Consider the following 20,666-nt stretch of genomic DNA (forward strand, 5'->3'; position numbering starts at 1 on the left):
GAATTGTGGAAGAAGGAGGTGTGGCCCCGGGTAAAAGGCTCGCGGCGGAGCACGGGCCCTGGATCGTCTTCGAGGACGAAGCCGGCTTCTCGATGACACCGCCCCGTGCCCGCACAGCACGCGGGCAAGCTGCTCATCGTCGACTGCGGCGTGCTGTTCCCCGAGGAGACCCAGCCCGGTGTGGACGTGATCCTGCCGGACTTCACCTCGATCCGGGACCGGCTGGACGACATCGTGGCCGTGGTCCTCACCCACGGCCACGAGGACCACATCGGCGGCGTGCCGTACCTGCTGCGCGAGCGGTCCGACATTCCCGTCGTCGGCTCCAAGTTGACGCTGGCGTTCCTGGGGGCCAAGCTCAAGGAACACGGCATCCGGCCGCGCACGGTGCGGGTGCGCGAGGGCGACCGGCGTAGTTTCGGGCCCTTCGACTGCGGGTTCGTGGCGGTCAACCACTCCATCCCCGACAGCCTCGCGGTCGCGATCCGCAGCCGGGCCGGGATGGTGCTGCACACCGGCGACTTCAAGATGGACCAGTTCCCTCTCGACGACCGCATCACCGACCTGCGCGCCTTCGCCCGCCTCGGCGAGGAGGGCGTGGACCTGTTCCTCACCGACTCCACCAACGCCGAAGTACCCGGCTTCACCACCTCCGAGCGAGAGCTGAACCCGGCGATCGAGCAGGTGATGCGCACCGCGCCGCGCCGCGCCGCGCCGGGTCATCGTCTCCAGCTTCGCCAGCCACGTGCACCGCATCCAGCAGGTCCTGGACGCCGCCCACCAGCACGGCCGCAAGGTCGCCTTCGTCGGCCGGTCCATGGTCCGCAACATGGGCATCGCCCGTGACCTGGGCTATCTGAAGGTCCCCTCCGGTCTGGTCGTGAGCACGAAGGAGCTGGAGAAGCTCCCGGACCACAAGATCACGCTAGTGTGCACCGGCTCCCAGGGCGAACCGATGGCCGCGTTGTCACGGATGGCCAACCGCGACCACATGATCCGCATCGGCAAGGACGACACCGTCCTGCTCGCCAGCTCCCTCATCCCCGGCAACGAGAACGCCATCTACCGGGTGATCAACGGACTCACCCGGTGGGGCGCCCGCGTGGTCCACAAGGGCAACGCCAAGGTGCTACAACATCGTCAAACCCCGCAACGTCATGCCGGTGCACGGCGAATGGCGCCACCTGCGGGCCAACGCCGACCTCGCCATCCGCACCGGTGTCGACCCCGACCGGGTCGTCATCGCCGAGGACGGCGTCGTCGTCGACCTGGTCGACGGGCGCGCATCCATCACCGGCAAGGTCCCCGCCGGCAACGTCTACGTGGACGGCATGGAAGTCGGCGGCGCCACCGAAGCGTCCCTCAAGGACCGCCTCACCCTCGCCGCCGAAGGCGTGGTCACGGTGGTGGCGATCGTCGACGCGGACACAGGCGCCCTCGCCGAGGCCCCCGACTTCCTGGCCCGGGGCTTCGTCCACGACGACACCACCTTCGAGCCGGTCATCCCCGTCATCGAGAAGACCCTGGCCACCGCGGCCGAGGAAGGCGTCGGGGACGCGCGCCAACTCGAACAACTCCTCGCCCGCGCCGTCGCGAACTGGGCGTTCCGCACCTATCGCCGCAAGCCCCTCATCATCCCCGTCATCATCGACGCCTGAACCACAGCCCGGCGGCACGGTCCCGGTTCCGGCCGCGGCCTCGCCGGCATCGAGGCTGGGCACGGGAGTGCGTTGCCACCCCTGCAGGCCGGGGTGGCAACGCACTCCACATGATGAGTCATCGGAAGGTGTCGGCCTGCGTGAGCCGTAGAAAAGACCAGGTAAGCACCACTTTCTCGGCTCGCCGCGCAGCGTCCGGGCGCCCAGAGCCTCAAACGAGCGTCACGGCCGGCGGCCCGTGCCTCCTGCTCAGGAAAGAATCGGCTGTGACAGCCGGCTCGCGACGGGGACCCGCCCCCGCCCGCTCCAGACAGTGCCCCGCCAACCGGCACACCGCGTCATTCCGGAGGAATGCGAAACTCGAATTCGGGACGGTCCCACGGCACGGCGGGCGGGTTCGCGAACGCGGTCCCGGTCCGCACCGCACCAACGCGGTGGTAGAAGTCCTCGGCGGGAAGATGCGACACGACCTTGAGACGGTCGAGCCCGGCGGCACGGGCCTCGGACTGCATGTGCGCCACAAGCAGCCGTCCAATGCCCCGTCCTTGCGCTTCGTCGGCGACGAACAGCAGGTCGAGTTCCGGTGGCGCGAGGACGAGCGAGTAGAACCCGAGGACCCGGCCTCCATGCTCGTCGGCGCCGACGGCCACAAAGGCACGGTGGGCCTCGATGTAATCAGGACCGACCCGGTAGCCCGCGACTGCGGCTGCGTACTTACCCTCATAGGCGCCTGAGCCACGCACGAGCCGCGTGAGCCGTTTGGCATCCCGCGCGACGGCCCTCCGTATCGTGATCGGCTGGCTGCTCGGAAAAGGGCGTGAACTCATCGGGAGAGTATTTCGCACCGGGGAGTGCCTTCGTACGGCGGGTCGGCTGCTCGGGCAGGCGTTCCTGCAGCGCTCCCGCGAGCCGCTCACCCAGGCCCCGATCGGCCACGTCACTGCCGCCGAATCGGCCGCCCGCAAGCAGCCACCGGACGCCCGAACCGATGCGGAGAAGTTGGATCACGGCGTGGTCGACTGCTGCTCTCCCTGGGCTTGCCGCGGCGAAGCCGAGCCGGTACCGGAAAATTCCGAGCCAGCCTCATGAGGCGGATCATCCTCGACCTGTTCGCCGGCCCCGGCGGCTGGAGCCGCGCCCTCACGGTCCCCGGGGCGCGGGACATCGGCCTGGAGTGGGACAGCCGGGCCTGGAAAACCCGGGCTCGAGTCGTTCGGTTGACGATCCAGACCGATGTCGCCCGCTATACCGTATGGATCTTCTCCGCTCGGATTCCCGGGCTGACCGCCTCCCCGCCGTGCCAGGTGTGGTCGATGGCGGGCAAGCTTCTTGGCCTGGTCGACCAGCCGCTCGTCCGCCAGGCAGTCTCCGATCTCGCCGCCGACCGTGAGAAGGTCCGCCGGTGTACTACGCCGAGCAGGCCCTGCTCGGCGCCCTCCTGTCCGAACCGCAGCGCCTCACCAACTTGACCGGCAGCGGCCCAGACGCGTTCTCCACCCCGGCGCGCGCCGAAGTGTCCGTCGGCATTCGTGCCCTGTCGGCCCCTGATCCGGTCACCCGTACGTGACGCCGTCCGATGCACCCCGGCCGATCTCCGGTCCCGCGTATCCGTCCAGCAGCGTAGACGAAGACACTGCCCGGCAGTCCGGGAAGCCGGTCTCAGCCGCCGCGCCGCACCCGGGCCGCCTTGCGGGCCTCCGCGAGCTTGCGGGCCTCGCTGCTCTTGCGGGACGACGACCTGCCACCGGAACCGCTCTTCGCGTCCTTGGCGCTGCCCAGGCCGCCGAACGGGATGTTGTGGTTCTTGGGGCGCGGTACGGCCGACCCGTCGTCGAGAGGCTTCCCGGAGGGGGCCTTGGCGCCGGTGATCCGGCTCAGCTCCGCCTCGCCGGACCGCACTTTGGTGACCTTGGGGGCGACGTCGGCGTCCGCCATGACCTGGCTCGTCTCGCGGCGCTGTCCCGACGGGACGAGTGTCACGACGGTGCCGGAGCGGCCGGCCCGGGCCGTGCGGCCCGCGCGGTGCAGATAGTCCTTCGGGTCGGTGGCCGGGTCGACGTTGACCACGAGGTCGAGGTCGTCGACGTGCAGGCCGCGTGCGGCGACGTTCGTCGCTACCAGCGCGGTGATCTGCCCGTTCTTGAACTGGGCCAGGGTCCGGGTGCGCTGCGGCTGGGACTTCCCGCTGTGCAGGGCGGCGGCGGCCACGCCGCTGGCCCGCAGATGCCGCGTGAGCTGGTCGACGCCGTGCTTGGTGTCCAGGAACAGCAGGACGCGGCCGTCCCGAGCGGCGATCTCCGTGGTCACGGCGTACCGGTCCGGGCCGTGCACGACGAAGACGTGGTGCTCGATCGCGGAGACGGCGCTGGACGAAGGATCCACCGAGTGGACGGCGGGGTCGCGCAGGTAGCGCTGCACCAGCCGGTCGACATCGCCGTCGAGGGTGGCGGAGAACAGCATCCGCTGCCCGTCGGGACGTACCTGGTCCAGGATCCCGGTGACCTGCGGCAGGAACCCCATGTCACACATCTGGTCGGCCTCGTCCAGGACCACGATGCGCACCCGTCCCAGTCGGCAGCCCTTGCGCTCGATGAGGTCGTGCAGCCGACCGGGCGTGGCGACGACGATCTCGGCACCATCCCGCAGCACGGCGGCCTGCCGTCCGATGGACACGCCGCCCACCACGGTCGCGAGCCGCAGCCGCAGCGCCTCGACGTACGGGGTGAGCGCCTCACCGACCTGCTGCGCCAGCTCCCTGGTGGGCACCAGAACGAGCGCCAGCGGCTCTTTCGGCTGCGCGCGCTGCCCGGCCGTCCGGGCGAGCATCCCCAGGCCGAAGGCGAGCGTCTTGCCGGATCCTGTGCGGCCCCGGCCCAGGACGTCCCGTCCCGCGAGCGCGTTCGGCAGCGCCGCCGCCTGGACAGGAAAGGGCACAGTCACACCCTGCTCATCGAGCGCCCGCAGAACCTCGGCCGGCAACCCCAGCTGGGCGAAGGACGCCGCCGTGGGCACTGCCGAAGTGGCCCCCGACGCCTCGGACACATCGTCCTGCCGCCGGGCATCGGCACGTGTTGATTCGCTCACAGAGAGCCTTCCTCCGAAGGGACCGTACCGAGGAAGGCGCGGCAGGGACGCGGCCGCCGACCAGAGACACCCAACGGAGCACCGACACAGCGACACAGCAAAAGCGCAACGCTAGCACGGGGCACGCCGTCCGGGCCTCCCGTGCCGCGCCGCTCAGCCGAGGAACGACAGCCGGACCCAGCAGACGAAGAACCTCCTCGTCTCGTACTCGCCGAAGAAGCTTGGCTTCTTCTAGGAGGAACAACAGGGTCGCCCGGCACGAGGATCGATGACCTGGCGACCCTCCTCCCGCTCGGCAGCGCCCCCGCGCGCCGTCCGGAGATGTGCACGGCTTCATTCCGTACGCACTGCTGCACATCACCGTCCCAGACGGTCACGGACCAAGCGTGCACGCTCCAGCCCCGAAGAGTTCACCAACACCTCGAGACCGCCGGTGGTCCGACGATCCGCACGAGCGTCTCGCCCAGCTCGGCGCCGTCCGCACGCCCCGTTGAAACCGCCCGCGGTGGACCCATCAGCGCGATGCAGCCGCACGTGTGCCGGGTGGACATCCCTATGCCGACGCCGGGCAGCCTGGATGCGCCCGGGGAGGGCCAGGCCGCCGGGCATCGAGGGGAGGAACCGCTCGAAGTCATTCTCGGGTGCGCAGGTGGGAGGGTGCTCTCCGGCGAGCGCGGTGAGCAGGTACTCCCCGCCTGGCCAGGGTTCCCGCGTCGACGAGGTGTGGGAGCCGGGTCATGACGTCGCACAGCGCTCGCACAGGGCCCCGCTCGCCCTCCTGCGCGAACCGCCGTGCCGCCCCGCCGGTCCGCACGGCATGAGGTACTCGAAGGGGCCCGGTGGCGAGGAGAGGTCCCGATGGACGCCATCTGGCGACGGCCGTCTCCGCTCTGCTCGGCCCGCTCTACGCCGACCGCACGGCTGGGCTCCGTGGCCATGCCGAGCGGGCCGGGCACACCGTGGAGCTCACCCCGTCCGGCTGCGCACGCCAGGCGCGTCGGCCCCGCGGGGCTCTGCTGCGGACCATGACCGCGGTGGCTCCGCCGTCACGGTCTTCGGACTCCTCGCCACCTCCTCGGCTTCGGCTCGCCGTCTACGTGGCCTGCGTCAGCGACCCGTGAGCCGGGTCCCAGCCCCGGCGGGGCACGGAGGCCAGGAGCAGCCGGGTGTACGGGTGCTGCGGGGCGTCCAGGACGTGGGCGGTGGGGCCGGTCTCGACGACCCGCCCCGTCTTGAGCACCAGCACCGCGTCGGCGATGTGCCGGACCACTGCCAGGTCATGGGTGACGAACAGGTAGCCGATACCCGCCTCGCGGCGGATCGTCGCGAGCAGGTCGAGAATCTGCGCCTGGATGGACACATCGAGTGCCGCGACCGCCTCGTCCAGGACGAGGACCCTCGGCTGCACCGCCAACGCCCGGGCGATGGCGACGCGTTGGCGCTGGCCGCCGGAGAGACGGCGTGGCAGGACCGTGGACTCGCGGGTGCCGAGGCCGACCTGGTCGAGCAGTTCGGCGACCCGGGCCCGGCGGGCGGCGGCGTCGAGCGCCGTGTGCAGCCGGAGGACCTCGTCGAGGCAGCCGGACACCGTCACCCGCGGATCGAGCGAGAGGTACGGGTCCTGGAAGACCATCTGGATCTCCCGGGCACGGTCCAGCCGTTCGGCCCGGTTCCGGGGCCGTGCCGACCGGTCCCGGCCGTCCAGGCGGACCGTGCCGCCGTCCGGCCGGACGCGCTGTTCGTCGTGGCCGAGGCGAGCCCGCCGCTCGTCCTGGACGCGGCTCGCCGGCAGGGCTACCGGGTCCCCGGCGACCTGCTCCTCGTCTGTGTGAGCGAGGACGCGACCGCCCTGCACACCGAGCCGCCGGTGACGACGGTGAGCCTGCGGCCCCGCGAGGTCGCGCAGGCCGGGCTCGAACTCCTCGTCGCCGTCCTGGAGCACGGCCGCCAGGAGCCGTCCGGGACGCTCGTGCCGACCACCCTCGACGTCCGGGCCTCCTCGGTCCGGCACGGTCAGACCGCGTGCACGAGCCGGCCGCCGACATAGGTCCGCTCGACCCTGGCCTCGGCGATCTCCTCCGGCGGCCCGGTGAGGATGTCGCGGTCGAGGACGACGAGGTCGGCGAGGTGGCCGGGGGCCAGGCTGCCGGTGTCCTCGAGACCGTTCACATATGCGGAGCCGGCCGTGTACGCGGCCAGCGCGCTGGGCAGGTCGATGCGCTGCTCGGGGAGAAAGACCCGGTCGTCCCCGGCCTCCGGGGCGCGGCGGTTCACCGCGACGTGGATGCCTTCCAGCGGCGCGGGGCTGCTGACGGGCCAGTCACTGCCCGCCGCCAGGGTCGCCCCGGCGCGCAGCAGATCGCCGAACGGGTACTGCCACGCGGCCCGTTCGACCCCGAGGAAGGGGATGGTGAGCTCGTCCATCTGCGGTTCGTGGGCGGCCCACAACGGCTGGATGTTGGCGATCGCCCCGAGCCGGGCGAACCGCGCGATGTCGTCCGGGTGGACGACCTGGAGATGGGCCAGGTGGTGCCGGTTGCCGCGTCGGCCGTTCGCGGCCACCGCGGCCTCGACGGCGTCCAGGGCCTCGCGCACGGCGCGGTCGCCCAGCGCGTGGAAGTGCACCTGGAAGTCGAGGGCGTCGAGCTGGGTCACGTACCCGCACAGCGCCTCGGGGTCGACGAAGCTGATGCCGGTATTGGTGGTGGCGCAGCCGCAGCCGTCCAGATACGGGGAGGACAGCGCGGCGGTGAAGTTCTCTGCGATGCCGTCCTGCATGATCTTCACCGACCCGGCGCGGAACCGGCCGTGCTGCAACGCCGCACGCTTCGCCACCAGTTCGTCGATCTGCTCGGCGCCCCGCTCCCGGTCCCACCACAACGCACCGATGACCCGGGCGGTGAGCGAGCCGTCGCGGGCGGCGGTCAGATAGGCGTCCGACGGGTCGGGCATGCCGCCGACGGAGCCCAGCAGCGCGTCCTGCCAGGCTGTGATGCCGAGCGAGTGGAGCAGTTTCTGGGCACGCAGCAGACCGGCCAGCCGGTCCTGCGGCGTGGCCGCCGGCACCAGCCGGGCGACCAGCCCGATCGCGCCCTCCTGGAGCATGCCGCTGGCGGAGCCGTCCGCCTCGCGCTCGATCCGGCCGTCGGCCGGATCAGGGGTGTCGGCGGTGATCCCGGCCAGTTCGAGCGCCCGGGTGTTGACCCACGCGCCGTGGTGGTCCCGGTTGGAGAGCAGCACCGGGCGGTCCGGCACGACGGAGTCGAGCAGCTGACGGGTGGGCAGCCCGCCGTCGAAGCTCTCCATCGACCAGCCGCCGCCGGTGATCCAGACATGGTCGGGGTGGGCGTCCGCGTAGCCGCGGATCAGGTCCAGGTACTCCGTGACGCCGACCGTGCCGGTCAGGTCGCACTCGACCAGCTCCCGGCCGCCGGCGACGGGGTGGACGTGGGCGTCCTGGAACCCTGGGAGCAACAGCTTCCCCGTCAGATCGACGACCTCGGTGCCGGGCCCCACGAGGTCCAGCACCTCGTCGTGGCCGACGGCCGCGATCCGGTCGCCGACGACAGCGAGCGAGGTCGCCCGGGTGCGGGCCGGATCGACCGTGAAGACGGGACCGCGGGTGAAGACGAGATCGGCCGTTGCCATACGTGGCTCCAGTGCTCGGGACGGCGGGCTTGGTGGGCGTCATGGAAGCGGGACGGCCGTTTACACGTCAATGGTGTTGACGTAAGGTCCGGACATGGCCGAGCGTGTGGTACCCGAAGGCAGGCGGCAGCGCCGCCGCCCCACCAAGCAGGGCGCCGTCCTGTCGGAAGAGCTGATCGTCGAGACCGCGTTGCGCCTGGTCGCGCAGCATGGAGCGGAGGCGCTGTCGGTACGGCGGCTGGGCGCCGCACTGGGCGCCGACCCCAGCGCGCTCTACCGCTACTTCCGCAACACCGACGCCCTGCTGCTCGCCCTCGCGGACGAGCTGATCGGCCGCGCCCAGGACGGCTGGACGAGCACCGGCGACTGGCGCGCCGACCTGCGCGCGATCGGGCTGCGGATCCACGCCTCGTACCAGTCGAACCCGCAGGCCGCGCTGCTCGCGGCGCATCGCACGACCGGGCGGCCGAACGAGACGCGGACGGTGGAGACGATCCTCGGCATCCTGCGTTCCGGCGGTTTCCCGGACCGGCTCGCAGTGCGGATCTACCATGCGTTCGTCGACCAGGCGCTCGCCTTCGCCGCTCAGGACGCCGCCGCGCTCGCGCTGCCGGAGGCGGCGCAGCAGGCGGACGCGGAGGTCTGGCAGGAGGTCTACGGCCGGCTGCCAGCCGACACCCACCCGAACATCGCCGCGACCTTGCCGCTGCTCGCCGCCGACATGCGCAACAGCGGGTACCCGTACGCCCTGGAGCTGATGCTCGACGCGGTCGCGGCGCTCCGCCCGGCGGAGGACGGCGACTGACCGGTGAGCCGCGGGCGGCCGGCGGACTCAGCCGGTGGCCACGGGCGAGAAGCGGCTCACCGCCGCCACGTCGGCGCCGATCCGTGCGGCCGTCGCCCGCAGGTGCGGCAGCAGCGCGGCCAGGCTTGTTTCTCGTCCCAGTCGGCGGCGAACAGCGCGCCGGGCGCGCAGCGTTCGGCCGGCAGCAGGTCGCCGACCCGGAAGGAGCGGCAACCTCGTCTTCAGCCGCGCCGCCGGCAACTTCAACCCGCTCGCCGCGATGGCCGGCCGCATCACGATCGCCGAGGTGGAGGAGTTGGTCGAGCCCGGCGAGCTGGATCCCGACCAGGTCCATCTGCCGGGCGTGTTCGTCCAGCGCATGCTCGCGCTCACCCCGGAACAGGCCGCCGCCATCCCTCGCCGACGTACTCCTCGGCCGGGAAGAACCGGGCGGCCGCCTGCCCACCACCTGGCCCGACCGCCTCGCGGACGCCCCCGTCACCCGTGTCACCCCCGAGGACGGCGTCCTCCCCTATGAAGAAGGTCTCTTCATCGGCTACCCGGCCTGGCGGAACCGCACCGTCGCACCCGCGTACCCCTTCGGTCACGGCCTGGGCTACACGACCTGGGAATACCTGACCCTGGACGCCGGGCCCGACTCGGTACACATCCGCCTTCGCAACTCCGGAACCCGCCCGGGCCGCGAGACCGTCCAGATCTACGCCGAGCCGCTCGACGCCGCCGACACACGCCCCAGCCGCAGACTCGCCGGGTTCACGACGGTCACCGCCCCTCCTGGCGGCACCGCCGAGGCCGTCATCCCGCTCTCGGCGCGCACCTTCCAGATCTGGGACGAGGCCCACGGCGCCTGGACCACCGCCCCTGGCCGCTACCGACTGCACGCCTCTCGAAGCAGCATCCACGAGGACCTGTCCGTGCTGCTCACCGTCCCGGCAGGCCTGTGACCGGGGAGCGGCAGGCCGGCAGCCCGGGGAGCGCGTCCAGGAGCGGTTCCCCGGCTGCGCCGCGCAGGTGAAGGGCCCGGCGGGCCGGTCAGGGACGCAGGAAGAAACCCGATGCTTCGCCTCGGCAACTATTTGTTTGACTTTCTTAAGTATCTCGGTCTAGGGTCTGCGGGTACTTGATGACATGAAACATCTAAGTTCTGAAGCATTGAGAAGGTTCCTTACCCTGATGAGCCAGGCCACCACTCCGCCCAGCACCGGCCGCAGACGTGAGACGGTCATCGTCTTCGCGCTGAGCCTCGCCGCGATGGTCGTGTCGATGATGCAGACGCTGCCGGTCCCGATCCTCGGCCTCATCCGCGCCGACCTCGGCACCTCGACGGCGGGCGTGAGCTGGGTGACCACCGCCACCCTGCTCTCGGCTGCCGTCTTCACCCCGCTGCTCGGCCGTTTCGGCGACCAGCACGGCAAGAAGCCGACCCTGGTGGGCGTGCTCGTCGTGATGGTCGTCGGCTCGGTCATCGCCGCCCTCGCGACCTCGCTGCCCTTGCTGATCCTGGGCCGCGTCCTGGAGGGCTCCGCCACGGCGATCTTCCCGCTCGCCCTGTCCGTGCTGCGCGAGGAGGTGCGCCCCGAGAAGCTGCCCGGCGCCATGTCACTGGTCAGCGGGACCCTCGCCTTCGGCAGCGGCCTCGCGCTCGTCGCCACCGGTCTGCTCACCTCCGGCCCCGACGCCGACTACCGCAGCGCCTTCTGGATGGCGACCGGTCTGGCCGCACTCGCCCTGCTCGCGGTGGTCCTCCTGGTCCCGGCGACCCGCCACAAGACCGGTGGCCGCACCGACTTCCTCGGCGCGCTGACCCTCGGCGTCACCCTCCTGCTGCTCCTGCTGCCCATCTCCCAGGGCCACGAGTGGGGCTGGACCTCCGCCCGCACGCTGGGCTGCTTCGCGGGCGCGGCCGTCATGACGGCCGTCTGGGTCCTCACCGAACTCAAGGTCAGCGAACCCCTCGTCGACATGCGGATGTTCGTCCACCGGCCGGTGCTCATGGCCAACCTGGCCGGCATCCTCGTCGGCTTCGGCATGTTCGCGAACTTCCTCGGCATCTCCTACCTCGTCCAGATGCCCAAGGCCCTCACCGGCTACGGCTTCGACGCGTCCATCCTGCGCGCCTCCGTGCAGTACCTGCTGCCCGGCGCGATCGTCTCGCTGCTCGCCTCGCCCATCGGCGGCCAGCTGGTCCGCCACCGCGGTCCGCGCACGGCACTGACCCTGGCCGCCGCGCTCGGCGCCCTGGGCTTCGGCTGGCTCGCCCTCGGCCATGGCCACACCGCCTCGGTGATCGGGGCCGGCATCGTCATCGGCGCGGCCGTCAGCTTCGGCTACGCCGCCATGCCCGCCGTCATCATGGCGAGCGTCCCGCACCACCAGAGCGGCATCGCCAACGGCATCAACTCCATCTCCCGCTCCACCGGCAGCGCCATCGGCAGCGCCGTCGTCACCACGATCCTGGCCTCGAAGACCATCGAGCACCTCCCCGTCGGCGTCCCGGCGCTGCCCGCGGAGTCCGGCTTCACCCTCACCTTCTGGATCGGCGCCACCGCCTTCGCCCTCGTGGCGGTCATCAGCGGGTACGGCCTGCGCGGCGGGCACGGTCCGCTTACCGCGCCGGTGACCGCCTCGGCCACCACCCCTGCCACCGAGAAGGCCACCGAACCCGCAGCCTGACGCGAACGGGGCGCCCCCTGCACCCGCGAGGGGCGCGCCTCCTGGACCGGGGGTCCTCCTCGGTCCAGCACGGTCACCGTGCCCGACGAGACGGCCACCGAGCCGGACGAATCGGTCGCGGTGACCGGCGTTTGGGCAGCCCGGGCCGAGCGAGGGGACGGGACTTTCTGCCGCGACCGTCACGGGGAGGCGATCCCCGCTGGCGGGCCGCGGTCAGGCCGTCGCGCCCAGGCGGTCCAGTTCTTCCCCGATCGCAACCCGCAGCTCGTCGTGGCTCGGGCCGAGCCTGAAGGTCTCGTCGTTCCACCGGTCGTGCGGGTAGAGCCACACCGGCAGGCCCACCAGTTCCGCCGGCTCCCACTCGTAGCGCGGCCAGACATGCGCGTGCAGAACCGGGTAGGTGTTCCCCAGGATCTCCAGATTGACCCGCCGGAACCTCGGGTCCAGCCGCCCGCAGGCCCGCTCGACCGCTTCACCGAGCCGGTCCATGTCGGCGAGGAACGCCGCCCGCTTGGCCCGCGGCAGATCAGACAGCCGTTCGACGCCGGGTTCGTCCACGAGGAGAACCGAGTAGCCCGGCAGGAACTGGACGTCCCCGATCGCCGCGAACCCCGCGTCCAGGCGTCGCAGCACGGTCGGGTTCTCACCACGGAGCGCTGCTCCGATCCGGTCCTTCCGCCAGTCGTTTGTCATGACCCGACCCTATCCGTAAGCGATCAAGGCCGGCGTTCGTGGCGCGTACGGCGGGCCTCGATCAGCAGGGGCAGGAACGAGAGGGCCAGGACCACCGCGACCAACGGCAGCAGATAGTCGTCGATGTTCGGCACGGACGCACCGAGCGTGTAACCGGCCAGGACGAGGGACTGCGACCAGAGGACGCCGCCCACGGTCTGCCAGACGGTGAAGGTGCGGGTGGGAACTCCGAGCACTCCGGCCACCGGGTGCAGGACGGTGCGCAGCAGAGGCACGAAGCGTCCGATCACCAGGGCCTTGCCGTAGCCGTAGCGGGCGAGCAGTTCCTCCGCCCGTGCCGCCGCCGTCTTCACGCGCCGGCTGGAGGTGCGCGACAGCAGGGGCCGCCCGCCGTGCCGGCCGAGCAGGAACCCCACCTGTCCGCCGGCCACCGCGCCGACGGCCGCGCACAGCAGCACCTGCCACAACTCCAGTCGCGGCGGCCGGTCCGCGCTGCCCGCACACAGCACACCGGCCGGGAACAGCAGCGTGTCACCGGGCAGGAAGAAACCGACGACCAGGAGTCCTGACTCGGCAAAGATCACGACCAGGACCCCCAGGGCGCCGAAGGCGGCCAGGACCGAGGCGCTGTTCAGCGGGTTGACGCTGATCACCGGCCGTGCCTCCTGGCCTCTTCGAAGGGCTGCTCGCTCCCCCAGCATCGCCCTCCGGCCGTGAAACCGCCCGCTCGGAACGGACCCGCTCCACCCGGCCACCAGGGCGCCGGGACCCTGGCGCTACCCTGAGCACGACCTGGCCCCCGGACGGGCCGGGCCGACGAACCGGCCCCCTGCCGATCGGACTGTTTCATGGACCTCGTCTTCACCGGCCGCGTGATCGAATGGCGGGGTCCGTCGCCGTACTACTTCGTCCCCGTGCCGGACGCGGAGTGCGACGACATCCGCCAGGTCGCCGCGCTGGCCACCTACGGCTGGGGCGTCATCCCCGTCGAGGCCCGGATCGGCGGTACCGCCTTCACCACCTCCCTGTTCCCCAGGGACGGCGGCTACCTGCTGCCTCTCAAGAGCGCCGTGCGCACCCCGCACGGCCTCTCTGCGGGCGACGACGTCACCGTCGACATGTCCATTCGGCTCTAGCCACGCGATCTTCACGAGTCACCTCCCTACGTCTCGTCCGCCGGGCCCTTCTCGCACGTAGCCGGATGGGCCGGACGGGCGGGGCGGGGCCACGCGCGGGGGCCGTGGCCCGCCCGGTCACCGCCGTGAGAAGGAGAGGCCGTGCGGCCAAGGCGGTGTCGGGCGCCCGCAACGGGTGGTCGGCCAGGGCGGTGAGGTCGGCGCGCCGGCCGACGGCGCTCCGGCCGGCCGAGTTCTCCTCCCCGGCGGCCCAGGCGGTGTCGACGGTCACGCCCTGCAGCGACTGCAGAGCGGTGAGGCCCTGCTCCGGGCCGTGCGGGGCCGGGGCAGATGGGCGGTGCCGGGCCGGGGCAGATGGGCGGTGCCGGGCCGGGGCAGATGGGCGGTGCGGCGGGGCCCGGCACCCGCCGTTCCGGTGCGGGCGCGGGGCCACCCTGTCCGCGCGCCGGCGCTCGGGGCGGGCGTCGCCGCCTCCGCCCTGTGCGCCGACACCGTCCGCATCGGTCCCGTCGCCGCCCCGGGCGGGATCGGCCTCGCCCTCCCGGTGGGCCCGTGCCGGCGGACGCGTACGCGCTCCTGATGCGGCGGCAGCGCCGGTGCGCACCGCGTGAGCTGACGCCGCCTCCTGGACGCCCCGCTGACAACCCGTGAGACTGGCGCGCGTCCGACGCCCCGCTCTCCAGGACGGTGACCATGGAAGAGGAAGTCCCCCGCGTCGAACTGACCCCACGAGCCGCGGAGCTGGTGCGCCGGTTGCGTGCCGAACACGGTCCGCTGATGTTCCACCAGTCCGGCGGCTGCTGCGACGGCAGCGCACCCATGTGCTACCCGGACGGCGAGTTCCGCACCGGCGGCTCGGACGTGCTGCTGGCCGAGCTGTCGGTGGACGGCGTGGAGGAGCCGGTGACCTTCTGGATGTCGCGCAGCCAGTATGCGGCGTGGAGCCACACCCGGCTGATCGTGGACGTGGTACCCGGACGGGGCAGCGGGTTCTCGCTTGAGGCACCCGAGGGGGTGCGTTTTCTCACCCGTTCTCGCGTAGTCGACGCCTAGCCGCCCCGGCGGTCCCCCGCGTCTGGTGCACTGACCCTGACTTCCGGGACGGTGACGAGACATCAGGGGGTACGGTGACGCGACGTCAGCGGCGCTCAGCAGCGGGCAGAACGGTCATCACGGCTCTCACGGCGTTCGGTGTGCTGGCCGGCGCGGCCCTGACCGGGGCGGCGCCGGCCGGTGCCGTGCCGGAGGGCAGGCTGATCGCGCCGGGTGTCACCTACCGGCAGTTCGACCTGTCGGCGGCCAAGGGGACGACGCGCGCCCATGTGCTCAGCGTCGACCTGACCGACCGGCATGTGCGCCTGGACCTGCTGTACCCGGGCGCGGTGGCGGCCCGCGCCACGGTCTCCGGGATGGCCGACGCGGCGGGCGCCGTCGCGGGCGTCAACGGGGACTTCTTCGACATCAGCGAGACCCGGCGCCCCGGCGTGGCGGCCACCGGCGCCGCCGACGGGCCGGCCGTCGCGCACGGCCGGATGCTGAAGGCCGCGGTGCCCGGCGGCCAGCGGTTCGGCCCCGTGCTGCCGCCCGGCACCACCACCGAGGAGGTGTTCGGGGTGGGCGAGGACAGGCGGGCCCGGCTGGACCGGCTCTCCCTCACCGGCTCGGTCCGCACCCCGGAGGGGACGCTGCCGCTGCGGGGGCTCAATCAGTACGCGCTGCCGGAGAACTCCGTCGGCGCCTTCACCCGGGCCTGGGGCAGCGTCTCGCGGGCACGCGCGGTCTGCGGCTCCGACACCGACCGCGCGGCGAAATGCGACAGCACCGCCTACGAGGTGACGGTCCGCGCCGGCCGGGTCGTGTCCGTCTCCGACCGGCCGGGCAGCGGCCCGATCGCCGCGGGCACCACAGTGCTGCTCGGCCGCGGCACGGGCGCCCGGCAGCTGCGCAAGCTGGCCCCGGGGAACCCGGTGACGGTGTGGCACCGCCTGCTGGCATCGGCGTCGAAGGTGCCGTACCGGTTCGCGCTCGGCGGGTACCCGGTGCTGCGTGACGGGGAGCCGCTCGCCGGGCTCGACGACAGGGTCTCGGCGGTACGGACCGCCGTCGGCCTCAGCAACGACGGGCGCAGGCTGCTGCTGCTCGCCACGGACGGCGCCCCCGCCTACCGCAGCGGCCTGACGATCGCCGAAGTATCCTGGGTCATGCGGAAGTTGGGATCGTACGACGCGTTCAGCCTGGACGGCGGCGGCTCCACGGAGATGGTCGTCCGGAAGCCGGGCGCGCGCACGGTGTCGGTCCGCAACCACCCGAGCACCGGCGCCGAGCGACCGGTACCGAACGGCATCGGGGTGTTCACGACGGGGTGACACCCCGGCGGCTCAGGGCTGCAGGCCGCTCACCAGGCTGGCGGTCGCCGTGAGTCCGCTGTTGATGGTGGGCGCCACGCTCGAGCTGGCCATGCAGAAGCCGAGCAGCATGCAGACCAAGGCGTGCGAGACCTTCAGCGCGCCGTTGCGCATGAAGATCACGGTGATGCTCAGGAGCAGCAGCACCGCAGAGATGGAAACGGCCATCGGGAACCTCCTCCGCCACGCCCCATGAGCGGCGTTCGGCCGCAAGTGTGGCGCAGCGGAGGGTCCGTCCGGGCACCTGACGTGTCCTCCGATCGTGTGGTGTCACGCGGAGGTCCCGCCGTTACACGGAGCCGTGGGCGTCGAGGAAGGCCTCCAGACCGGCGAGGTCGTCGGTGTTGAGGTAGTCGACGCCGCCCGCGAGCAGCTCCGTCCACAGCGCGTCCCGGGCGGGACCCGGGGTGTCGGGCGTGGCCCAGAACCGGACCTGCCGGCCGCCCGCGTGCGCCTGTCCGGTGATGGCGCGCAGCTTCTGCCGTTCGGCGTCCGGGAACGGCCCGACCCCCAGCCAGGTGAAGTTGTTCGTCCAGTTGTCGCTGATCAGCGGGATGAAGGAGGCGGGGGCCGTACCGGCGAGGTCGCTGAGCCGGCCGTCGTAGAAGGCGCGGCGCTCGGTCTGGGCCTCCATGGGGATGCGGGCCGCACGGTCGCCGGAGACGACGGCGGTGAGCGGGCCGGGGTGGACCCGGCCGCCCGCGTAACGGGTGAACAGCTGCGGGTAGCGGCGCAGATGGCGGTCGAGCTCCAGGTACGTCGAGGAGCCCTCGGTCTTGATGTCGATCAGGAGCTGCACCGGCCGACGCCAACCCCGGTAGACGCAGCCCTCGTTGGCGCGCACCAGAGCGGCGAGCGGATCGAGGTAGAGCGACTCGAGGGTACGGGTCGGGTCCAGGTCGGTGGCCTCGTGCGCGACGAGGAGCTGGTCGCCGACGAGGAAGATGTCGGCCTCGACGCTGCCGAAGCGGTGGTCGAGGGCGTCGAACAGGGGGCGCGGGTGCTCGTAGTCGTTGTGGGCGTGGGCGTTCCACAGCGGGTGCGGGCCGCGGTGGCCGTCGGCCGCCCAGGCCCGGCCGGCGGGCAGGACGACTCCGCCGGCGAGGGCGGCGCCGAGGGCGGTGAGGGCTCCGCGACGGGTGGTGAGGGCCATGCTCTGCCTCCCTGAAGGGTCTGCTGGGACCTGGGAGAGTATGCGTGGCCTTGGCGTCCGAATGACCCTGCTCGTAAGCGAGTTGGCCGGACCGCCGCCCTCTGTTCACTTCGCCGGAGCACGCGCACGCACAAGCCCGCCCCAGGTGGGGCGGGCTTCACCTGCCGTGGATCAGGGTGCGCCGAGGTCGACCAGTTCGGCCAGCGCCGAGCGGTGGGCGCCGGCGGTGCCGTAGGCGATGGAGTCGGCCTTGGCGCGCTTCAGGTACAGGTGGGCCGGGTGCTCCCAGGTCATGCCGATGCCGCCGTGCAGTTGCACCGCCTCCTCCGCGGCATGGACGGCGGCCGGAGCGGCGTAGGCCTGTGCGACGGCGACCGAGACGTCGGTGTCCTGGCCGCGGGCCAGCGCGTCCGCGGCGGCACGGGCGGCGGCACGGAGGTTCACGACCTCCAGCCACACCTGGGCGAGCCGGTGCTTGAGCGCCTGAAAGCCGCCGACCGGCCGGTTGAACTGCTTGCGTTCTTTCAGGTAGCGCACGGTCTCCGTCAACGCCCAGTCGGCGACGCCCAGTTGCTCCGAGGCGAGGAGTCCGGCCGCGGCGCGCAGGGCTCGGCGTACGGCGGGCCCTGCGTCGCCTGTGCGGCGGCCGGGCGCGCTGTCGAGGGTGACGGTGGCGAGGGGCCGGGTCTGGTCCAGGGATGTCTGCGGGGTGACCGTCACCGCGTCGGCGGACACGGCGTACAGGCCGCCGTCGTCGGCCGGGACGAGCAGCACGTCGGCCGCGCCGGCGTCCGCGATACCGGTCAACTCGCCGTGCAGCGTGCCGTTCTCCAGGCGTACGGCCGCGAACGCGGCGCCCGGGGCGGTGTGCAGCCCGACCGCGAGGGCGCCTATGGTGCGCCCGGAGGCCAGCCGGCCCAGCAGTTCCTCGTCGCCGCAGGCCAGCAGGGCCTCGGTGGCGACGACCGCACTGGTGAGATACGGCACCGGGGCCACCGCGCGCCCCAGCTCCTCCAGCACGACGGCGACTTCGCGGTGGGTGGCGCCCTGGCCGCCCTGTGCCTCGGGCACCAGGAGCCCGGCGAGGCCCATGCTGTCGGCGAGCAGCTTCCACAGGTCGAGGTCGTGCGGGACGTCCGACTCGGTGCGGGCGATCACGTCGGCCGGAGGGCAGTGGTCGGTGAGCAGGCCGCGGACAGCGGCGCGCAGCGCCTCTTCCTCCTCGGAGTAGAGAAGATCCGTCATCGGGAGAGGTCCTTCCAGGCGACTTCCTTGTCGGTGCGCGGCTCGGCGGGCAGGCCGAGGACCCGCTCGGCGACGATGTTCAGCAGGACCTCGGTGGTCCCGCCCTCGATGCTGTTGCCCTTGGCGCGCAGATAGCGGTAGCCGGCGTCGCGGCCCGTGAAGTCGACCAGCTCCGGGCGGCGCATGGTCCACTCGTCGCGCAAAAGGCCCTCGGCGCCGCGGAGTTCGACCTCCAGGCCGCTGATCTCCTGGTTGAGGCGGGCGAAGGCGAGCTTCATGCCGGCGCCTTCGGGGCCGGGCTGCCCGGCGACGAGCTGCTGACGCAGCCGCTCGGCGGTGAGCCGGGAGACCTCGGCCTCGACCCAGAGCTTCAGCAGCCGCTGGTGCAGGTCGTGGGTGCGCAGGTCGGGGCGCTCACGCCAGGTCTTCGACACCGGGCCGATCATGCCGCCCTCGCGGGGCAGCCGCATGCCGCCGATGGCGACGCGCTCGTTGTTGAGCGTGGTCTGCGCGACCCGCCAGCCGTCGCCGACGTCGCCGAGGCGGCGGGAGTCGGGGATGCGGACGTCGGTGAGGAAGACCTCGTTGAACTCGGCCTCGCCGGTGATCTGCCGCAGCGGGCGCACCTCGACACCGGGGTCGGTCATGTCGCAGACGAAGTAGGTGATGCCCGCGTGCTTGGGCACGTCCGGGTCGGTGCGGGCGATGAGGATGGCCCAGCGGGCGAGATGGGCGCTGGACGTCCACACCTTCTGCCCGTTGACCACCCAGTCGGCTCCTTCACGCACGGCACGGGTGCCGAGCGCGGCCAGGTCCGAGCCGGCGCCCGGCTCGCTGAAGAGCTGGCACCAGACCTCCTCGCCCGTCCACAGGGGCCGCAGATAGCGCCGCTGCTGCTCCTCGGTGCCGTAGCGCAGGATGGTGGGGGCGACCATGCCGAGGCCGATGCCGATGCGCCGGGGGTCGTTGTCGGGCGCGCCGGCCTGCTCCAGCTCGGCGTCCACCACGGCCTGGAGGGAGCGCGGGGCACCGAGTCCGCCGAGCCCCTGCGGAAAGTGCACCCAGGCGAGGCCGGCGTCGAACCGGGCCCGGAGGAAGTCGAGGCGGCCAGTGGTGGCAGGCGGGTGCGTAGCCAGGAACTGCCTTGTACGGCTGCGCAGTTCGTCGGCGTCGGTCATTTTACGGCTCCGTTCTTCAGTGCCGGGAGGACGGCGACGCGTCCGGTGGTCACACCGTCGGCGACCCGCTGCACGGCGTCCGCCGCGCCCTCGAGCGGCACCCGCTCGCTGACCAGCGGCTTGATCGCGCCCCGGGCGGCCAGCTCGGTGAGCTGCTCGTGGCAGTGCAGGACCAGCTTGGGGTTCTTGGTGGTGTACAGGCCCCAGTGCAGGCCGAGGATCGAGTAGTTCTTCACCAGGGCGTGGTTGAGGCCCGGGGTCGGGATGGTGCCGCTGGTGAAGCCGATGACCACGATCCGGCCCTCGAAGGCGACCAGCTTGGCGGACTGCGCGTAGGCGTCGCCGCCGACCGGGTCGTAGATCACGTCGGCGCCGCGGCCGCCGGTGGCCTCCTTCACGGCGGCGACGACGTCCTCGGTGTGCCGGTCCACCACGACGTCGCAGCCCAGCTCGCGGGCGACGGCCGCCTTGGCGGCGCCGCCCGCGACGCCGATCACGGTGGCGCCGGCAGCCTTGCCGAGCTGTACGGCGGCACTGCCGACACCGCCCGCGGCGGCGTGCACGAGGAGGGTCTCGCCCGCCTCCAGCCGGGCTCTGCGGTGCAGGGCGAACCAGCCCGTCTGGTAGCCGATGTGCAGCGCGGCGGCCTCCGCGTCGTCGAGCGACTCGGGCGCGGGCAGCAGGGCGCGGGCGTCGGCGACGGCGTACTCGGCGAAACCGCCGTGCGGCAGCTCGGGGTTGGCGATGACCCGGCGGCCGTCCTCGGTCTCGGCGCAGATCTCCACCCCGGGCGTGAACGGCAGCGCAGGGCGCACCTGGTACTCGCCCCGGCACATCAGCGCGTCCGGGAAGTTGACGTTGGCGGCGCGGACCCGCAGCAGCACCTTGCCGTCGCCGGGTGAGGGGCGCTCCACCTCTGCCAGGCGCATCACCTCGCCCGGCTCGCCGTTCTCGTGCACTTGCCATGCCTGCATGCGGGGCCTCCACG

The 20,666-nt window shown here is 72.3% G+C and carries 20 protein-coding genes and 4 pseudogenes; 12 read left to right on the top strand and 12 right to left on the bottom strand.

What is annotated here, in order from left to right; genetic code table 11:
* Positions 1-105: 105 nt before the first annotated feature.
* A pseudogene (locus tag K7G59_RS28945) lies at positions 106-1,658 on the top strand (ribonuclease J).
* Between the two features lie 338 nt (positions 1,659-1,996).
* Here K7G59_RS28945 and K7G59_RS28950 read toward each other — a convergent pair.
* Positions 1,997-2,485: a GNAT family N-acetyltransferase gene (locus tag K7G59_RS28950; RefSeq protein ID WP_225839370.1), complete on the bottom strand. Its 489-nt coding sequence runs from the start codon at positions 2,483-2,485 to the stop codon at positions 1,997-1,999.
* Here K7G59_RS28950 and K7G59_RS28955 point away from each other — a divergent pair.
* The 3 genes and pseudogenes from K7G59_RS28955 to K7G59_RS28965 all read left to right on the top strand — a co-directional run bounded on the left by K7G59_RS28955 (position 2,448) and on the right by K7G59_RS28965 (position 3,225).
* Positions 2,448-2,747: a hypothetical protein gene (locus K7G59_RS28955; RefSeq protein WP_225839529.1), complete on the top strand. Its 300-nt coding sequence runs from the start codon at positions 2,448-2,450 to the stop codon at positions 2,745-2,747. The genes K7G59_RS28950 and K7G59_RS28955 overlap by 38 nt on opposite strands.
* Positions 2,744-3,061, top strand: a pseudogene (locus K7G59_RS28960) (DNA cytosine methyltransferase); the annotation flags it as partial. The gene K7G59_RS28955 and the pseudogene K7G59_RS28960, both read left to right, overlap by 4 nt.
* Positions 3,061-3,225: a hypothetical protein gene (locus tag K7G59_RS28965; protein WP_225839531.1), complete on the top strand. Its 165-nt coding sequence runs from the start codon at positions 3,061-3,063 to the stop codon at positions 3,223-3,225. The pseudogene K7G59_RS28960 and the gene K7G59_RS28965, both read left to right, overlap by 1 nt.
* 92 nt (positions 3,226-3,317) lie before the next feature.
* Here the strand turns inward: K7G59_RS28965 and K7G59_RS28970 are convergent, their stop codons facing one another.
* Positions 3,318-4,742: a DEAD/DEAH box helicase gene (locus K7G59_RS28970; RefSeq protein ID WP_374114301.1), complete on the bottom strand. Its 1,425-nt coding sequence runs from the start codon at positions 4,740-4,742 to the stop codon at positions 3,318-3,320.
* A gap of 1,093 nt (positions 4,743-5,835) precedes the next feature.
* Positions 5,836-6,471: pseudogene (locus tag K7G59_RS28975) on the bottom strand (ABC transporter ATP-binding protein); the annotation flags it as partial.
* Between the two features lie 15 nt (positions 6,472-6,486).
* On the opposite strand from K7G59_RS28975, the gene K7G59_RS28980 reads away from it, so the two are divergent.
* A complete protein-coding gene (locus K7G59_RS28980; protein ID WP_308295103.1) occupies positions 6,487-6,789 on the top strand; it encodes a substrate-binding domain-containing protein in 303 nt (100 codons plus the stop codon).
* Here the strand turns inward: K7G59_RS28980 and K7G59_RS28985 are convergent.
* Complete coding sequence (locus K7G59_RS28985; RefSeq protein WP_225839372.1) at positions 6,756-8,390, bottom strand: amidohydrolase; 1,635 nt, start codon at positions 8,388-8,390, stop codon at positions 6,756-6,758. The two genes, K7G59_RS28980 and K7G59_RS28985, sit on opposite strands and share 34 nt — an antisense overlap.
* 94 nt (positions 8,391-8,484) lie before the next feature.
* On the opposite strand from K7G59_RS28985, the gene K7G59_RS28990 reads away from it, so the two are divergent.
* The 4 genes and pseudogenes from K7G59_RS28990 (at position 8,485) to K7G59_RS29005 (ending at position 11,868) form a co-directional block, all read left to right on the top strand.
* The gene (locus K7G59_RS28990) at positions 8,485-9,195 is read left to right on the top strand and encodes a TetR/AcrR family transcriptional regulator (RefSeq protein ID WP_225839375.1); all 711 of its coding nucleotides are present in this window, start codon (positions 8,485-8,487) and stop codon (positions 9,193-9,195) included.
* 172 nt (positions 9,196-9,367) lie between these two features.
* A pseudogene (locus tag K7G59_RS28995) lies at positions 9,368-9,583 on the top strand (CoA-transferase); the annotation flags it as partial.
* The gene (locus K7G59_RS29000) at positions 9,528-10,139 is read left to right on the top strand and encodes a fibronectin type III-like domain-contianing protein (RefSeq protein ID WP_374114305.1); all 612 of its coding nucleotides are present in this window, start codon (positions 9,528-9,530) and stop codon (positions 10,137-10,139) included. The pseudogene K7G59_RS28995 and the gene K7G59_RS29000, both read left to right, overlap by 56 nt.
* 229 nt (positions 10,140-10,368) lie before the next feature.
* A complete protein-coding gene (locus tag K7G59_RS29005; protein ID WP_225839377.1) occupies positions 10,369-11,868 on the top strand; it encodes an MFS transporter in 1,500 nt (499 codons plus the stop codon).
* 213 nt (positions 11,869-12,081) lie between these two features.
* On the opposite strand, the gene K7G59_RS29010 is transcribed toward K7G59_RS29005, so the two are convergent.
* Positions 12,082-12,561: an HIT family protein gene (locus tag K7G59_RS29010; protein ID WP_225839379.1), complete on the bottom strand. Its 480-nt coding sequence runs from the start codon at positions 12,559-12,561 to the stop codon at positions 12,082-12,084.
* A gap of 23 nt (positions 12,562-12,584) precedes the next feature.
* The gene (locus tag K7G59_RS29015) at positions 12,585-13,214 is read right to left on the bottom strand and encodes a DedA family protein (protein ID WP_225839383.1); all 630 of its coding nucleotides are present in this window, start codon (positions 13,212-13,214) and stop codon (positions 12,585-12,587) included.
* 195 nt (positions 13,215-13,409) lie between these two features.
* Here K7G59_RS29015 and K7G59_RS29020 point away from each other — a divergent pair, with 195 nt between their 5' ends.
* Positions 13,410-13,697 carry a DUF1905 domain-containing protein gene (locus tag K7G59_RS29020; RefSeq protein ID WP_225839385.1) on the top strand — a complete coding sequence of 96 codons (288 nt, stop codon included), beginning with the start codon at positions 13,410-13,412 and terminating at the stop codon, positions 13,695-13,697.
* Here the strand turns inward: K7G59_RS29020 and K7G59_RS35440 are convergent.
* The gene (locus K7G59_RS35440) at positions 13,669-14,427 is read right to left on the bottom strand and encodes an amidohydrolase family protein (RefSeq protein WP_374114302.1); all 759 of its coding nucleotides are present in this window, start codon (positions 14,425-14,427) and stop codon (positions 13,669-13,671) included. The two genes, K7G59_RS29020 and K7G59_RS35440, sit on opposite strands and share 29 nt — an antisense overlap.
* On the opposite strand from K7G59_RS35440, the gene K7G59_RS29025 reads away from it, so the two are divergent.
* Positions 14,391-14,750 (top strand): DUF779 domain-containing protein, encoded by a 360-nt coding sequence (locus tag K7G59_RS29025; RefSeq protein ID WP_225839388.1) that lies wholly within the window; start codon positions 14,391-14,393, stop codon positions 14,748-14,750. The genes K7G59_RS35440 and K7G59_RS29025 overlap by 37 nt on opposite strands.
* Before the next feature lie 74 nt (positions 14,751-14,824).
* On the top strand, positions 14,825-16,063 hold the full coding sequence (locus K7G59_RS29030; protein ID WP_225839391.1) for a phosphodiester glycosidase family protein: 1,239 nt from the start codon (positions 14,825-14,827) through the stop codon (positions 16,061-16,063).
* 12 nt (positions 16,064-16,075) lie between these two features.
* Here K7G59_RS29030 and K7G59_RS29035 read toward each other — a convergent pair whose 3' ends face one another.
* The 5 genes from K7G59_RS29035 to K7G59_RS29055 all read right to left on the bottom strand — a co-directional run bounded on the left by K7G59_RS29035 (position 16,076) and on the right by K7G59_RS29055 (position 20,652).
* Positions 16,076-16,270 (bottom strand): hypothetical protein, encoded by a 195-nt coding sequence (locus K7G59_RS29035; RefSeq protein ID WP_225839394.1) that lies wholly within the window; start codon positions 16,268-16,270, stop codon positions 16,076-16,078.
* Between the two features lie 121 nt (positions 16,271-16,391).
* Complete coding sequence (locus K7G59_RS29040) at positions 16,392-17,255, bottom strand: phosphatidylinositol-specific phospholipase C/glycerophosphodiester phosphodiesterase family protein (protein WP_225839396.1); 864 nt, start codon at positions 17,253-17,255, stop codon at positions 16,392-16,394.
* Between the two features lie 171 nt (positions 17,256-17,426).
* Positions 17,427-18,500, bottom strand: a complete 1,074-nt coding sequence (locus K7G59_RS29045; protein WP_225839397.1) for an acyl-CoA dehydrogenase family protein — start codon at positions 18,498-18,500, stop codon at positions 17,427-17,429.
* On the bottom strand, positions 18,497-19,678 hold the full coding sequence (locus tag K7G59_RS29050) for an acyl-CoA dehydrogenase family protein (RefSeq protein ID WP_225839400.1): 1,182 nt from the start codon (positions 19,676-19,678) through the stop codon (positions 18,497-18,499). Before K7G59_RS29050 ends, K7G59_RS29045 begins: the two co-directional genes overlap by 4 nt.
* Positions 19,675-20,652, bottom strand: a complete 978-nt coding sequence (locus tag K7G59_RS29055; RefSeq protein ID WP_225839402.1) for an NADPH:quinone oxidoreductase family protein — start codon at positions 20,650-20,652, stop codon at positions 19,675-19,677. Before K7G59_RS29055 ends, K7G59_RS29050 begins: the two co-directional genes overlap by 4 nt.
* Between the last annotated feature and the right edge of the window lie 14 nt (positions 20,653-20,666).

It is taken from the genome of Streptomyces sp. NK08204 (assembly GCF_020400585.1).
Lineage (GTDB): Bacteria > Actinomycetota > Actinomycetes > Streptomycetales > Streptomycetaceae > Streptomyces.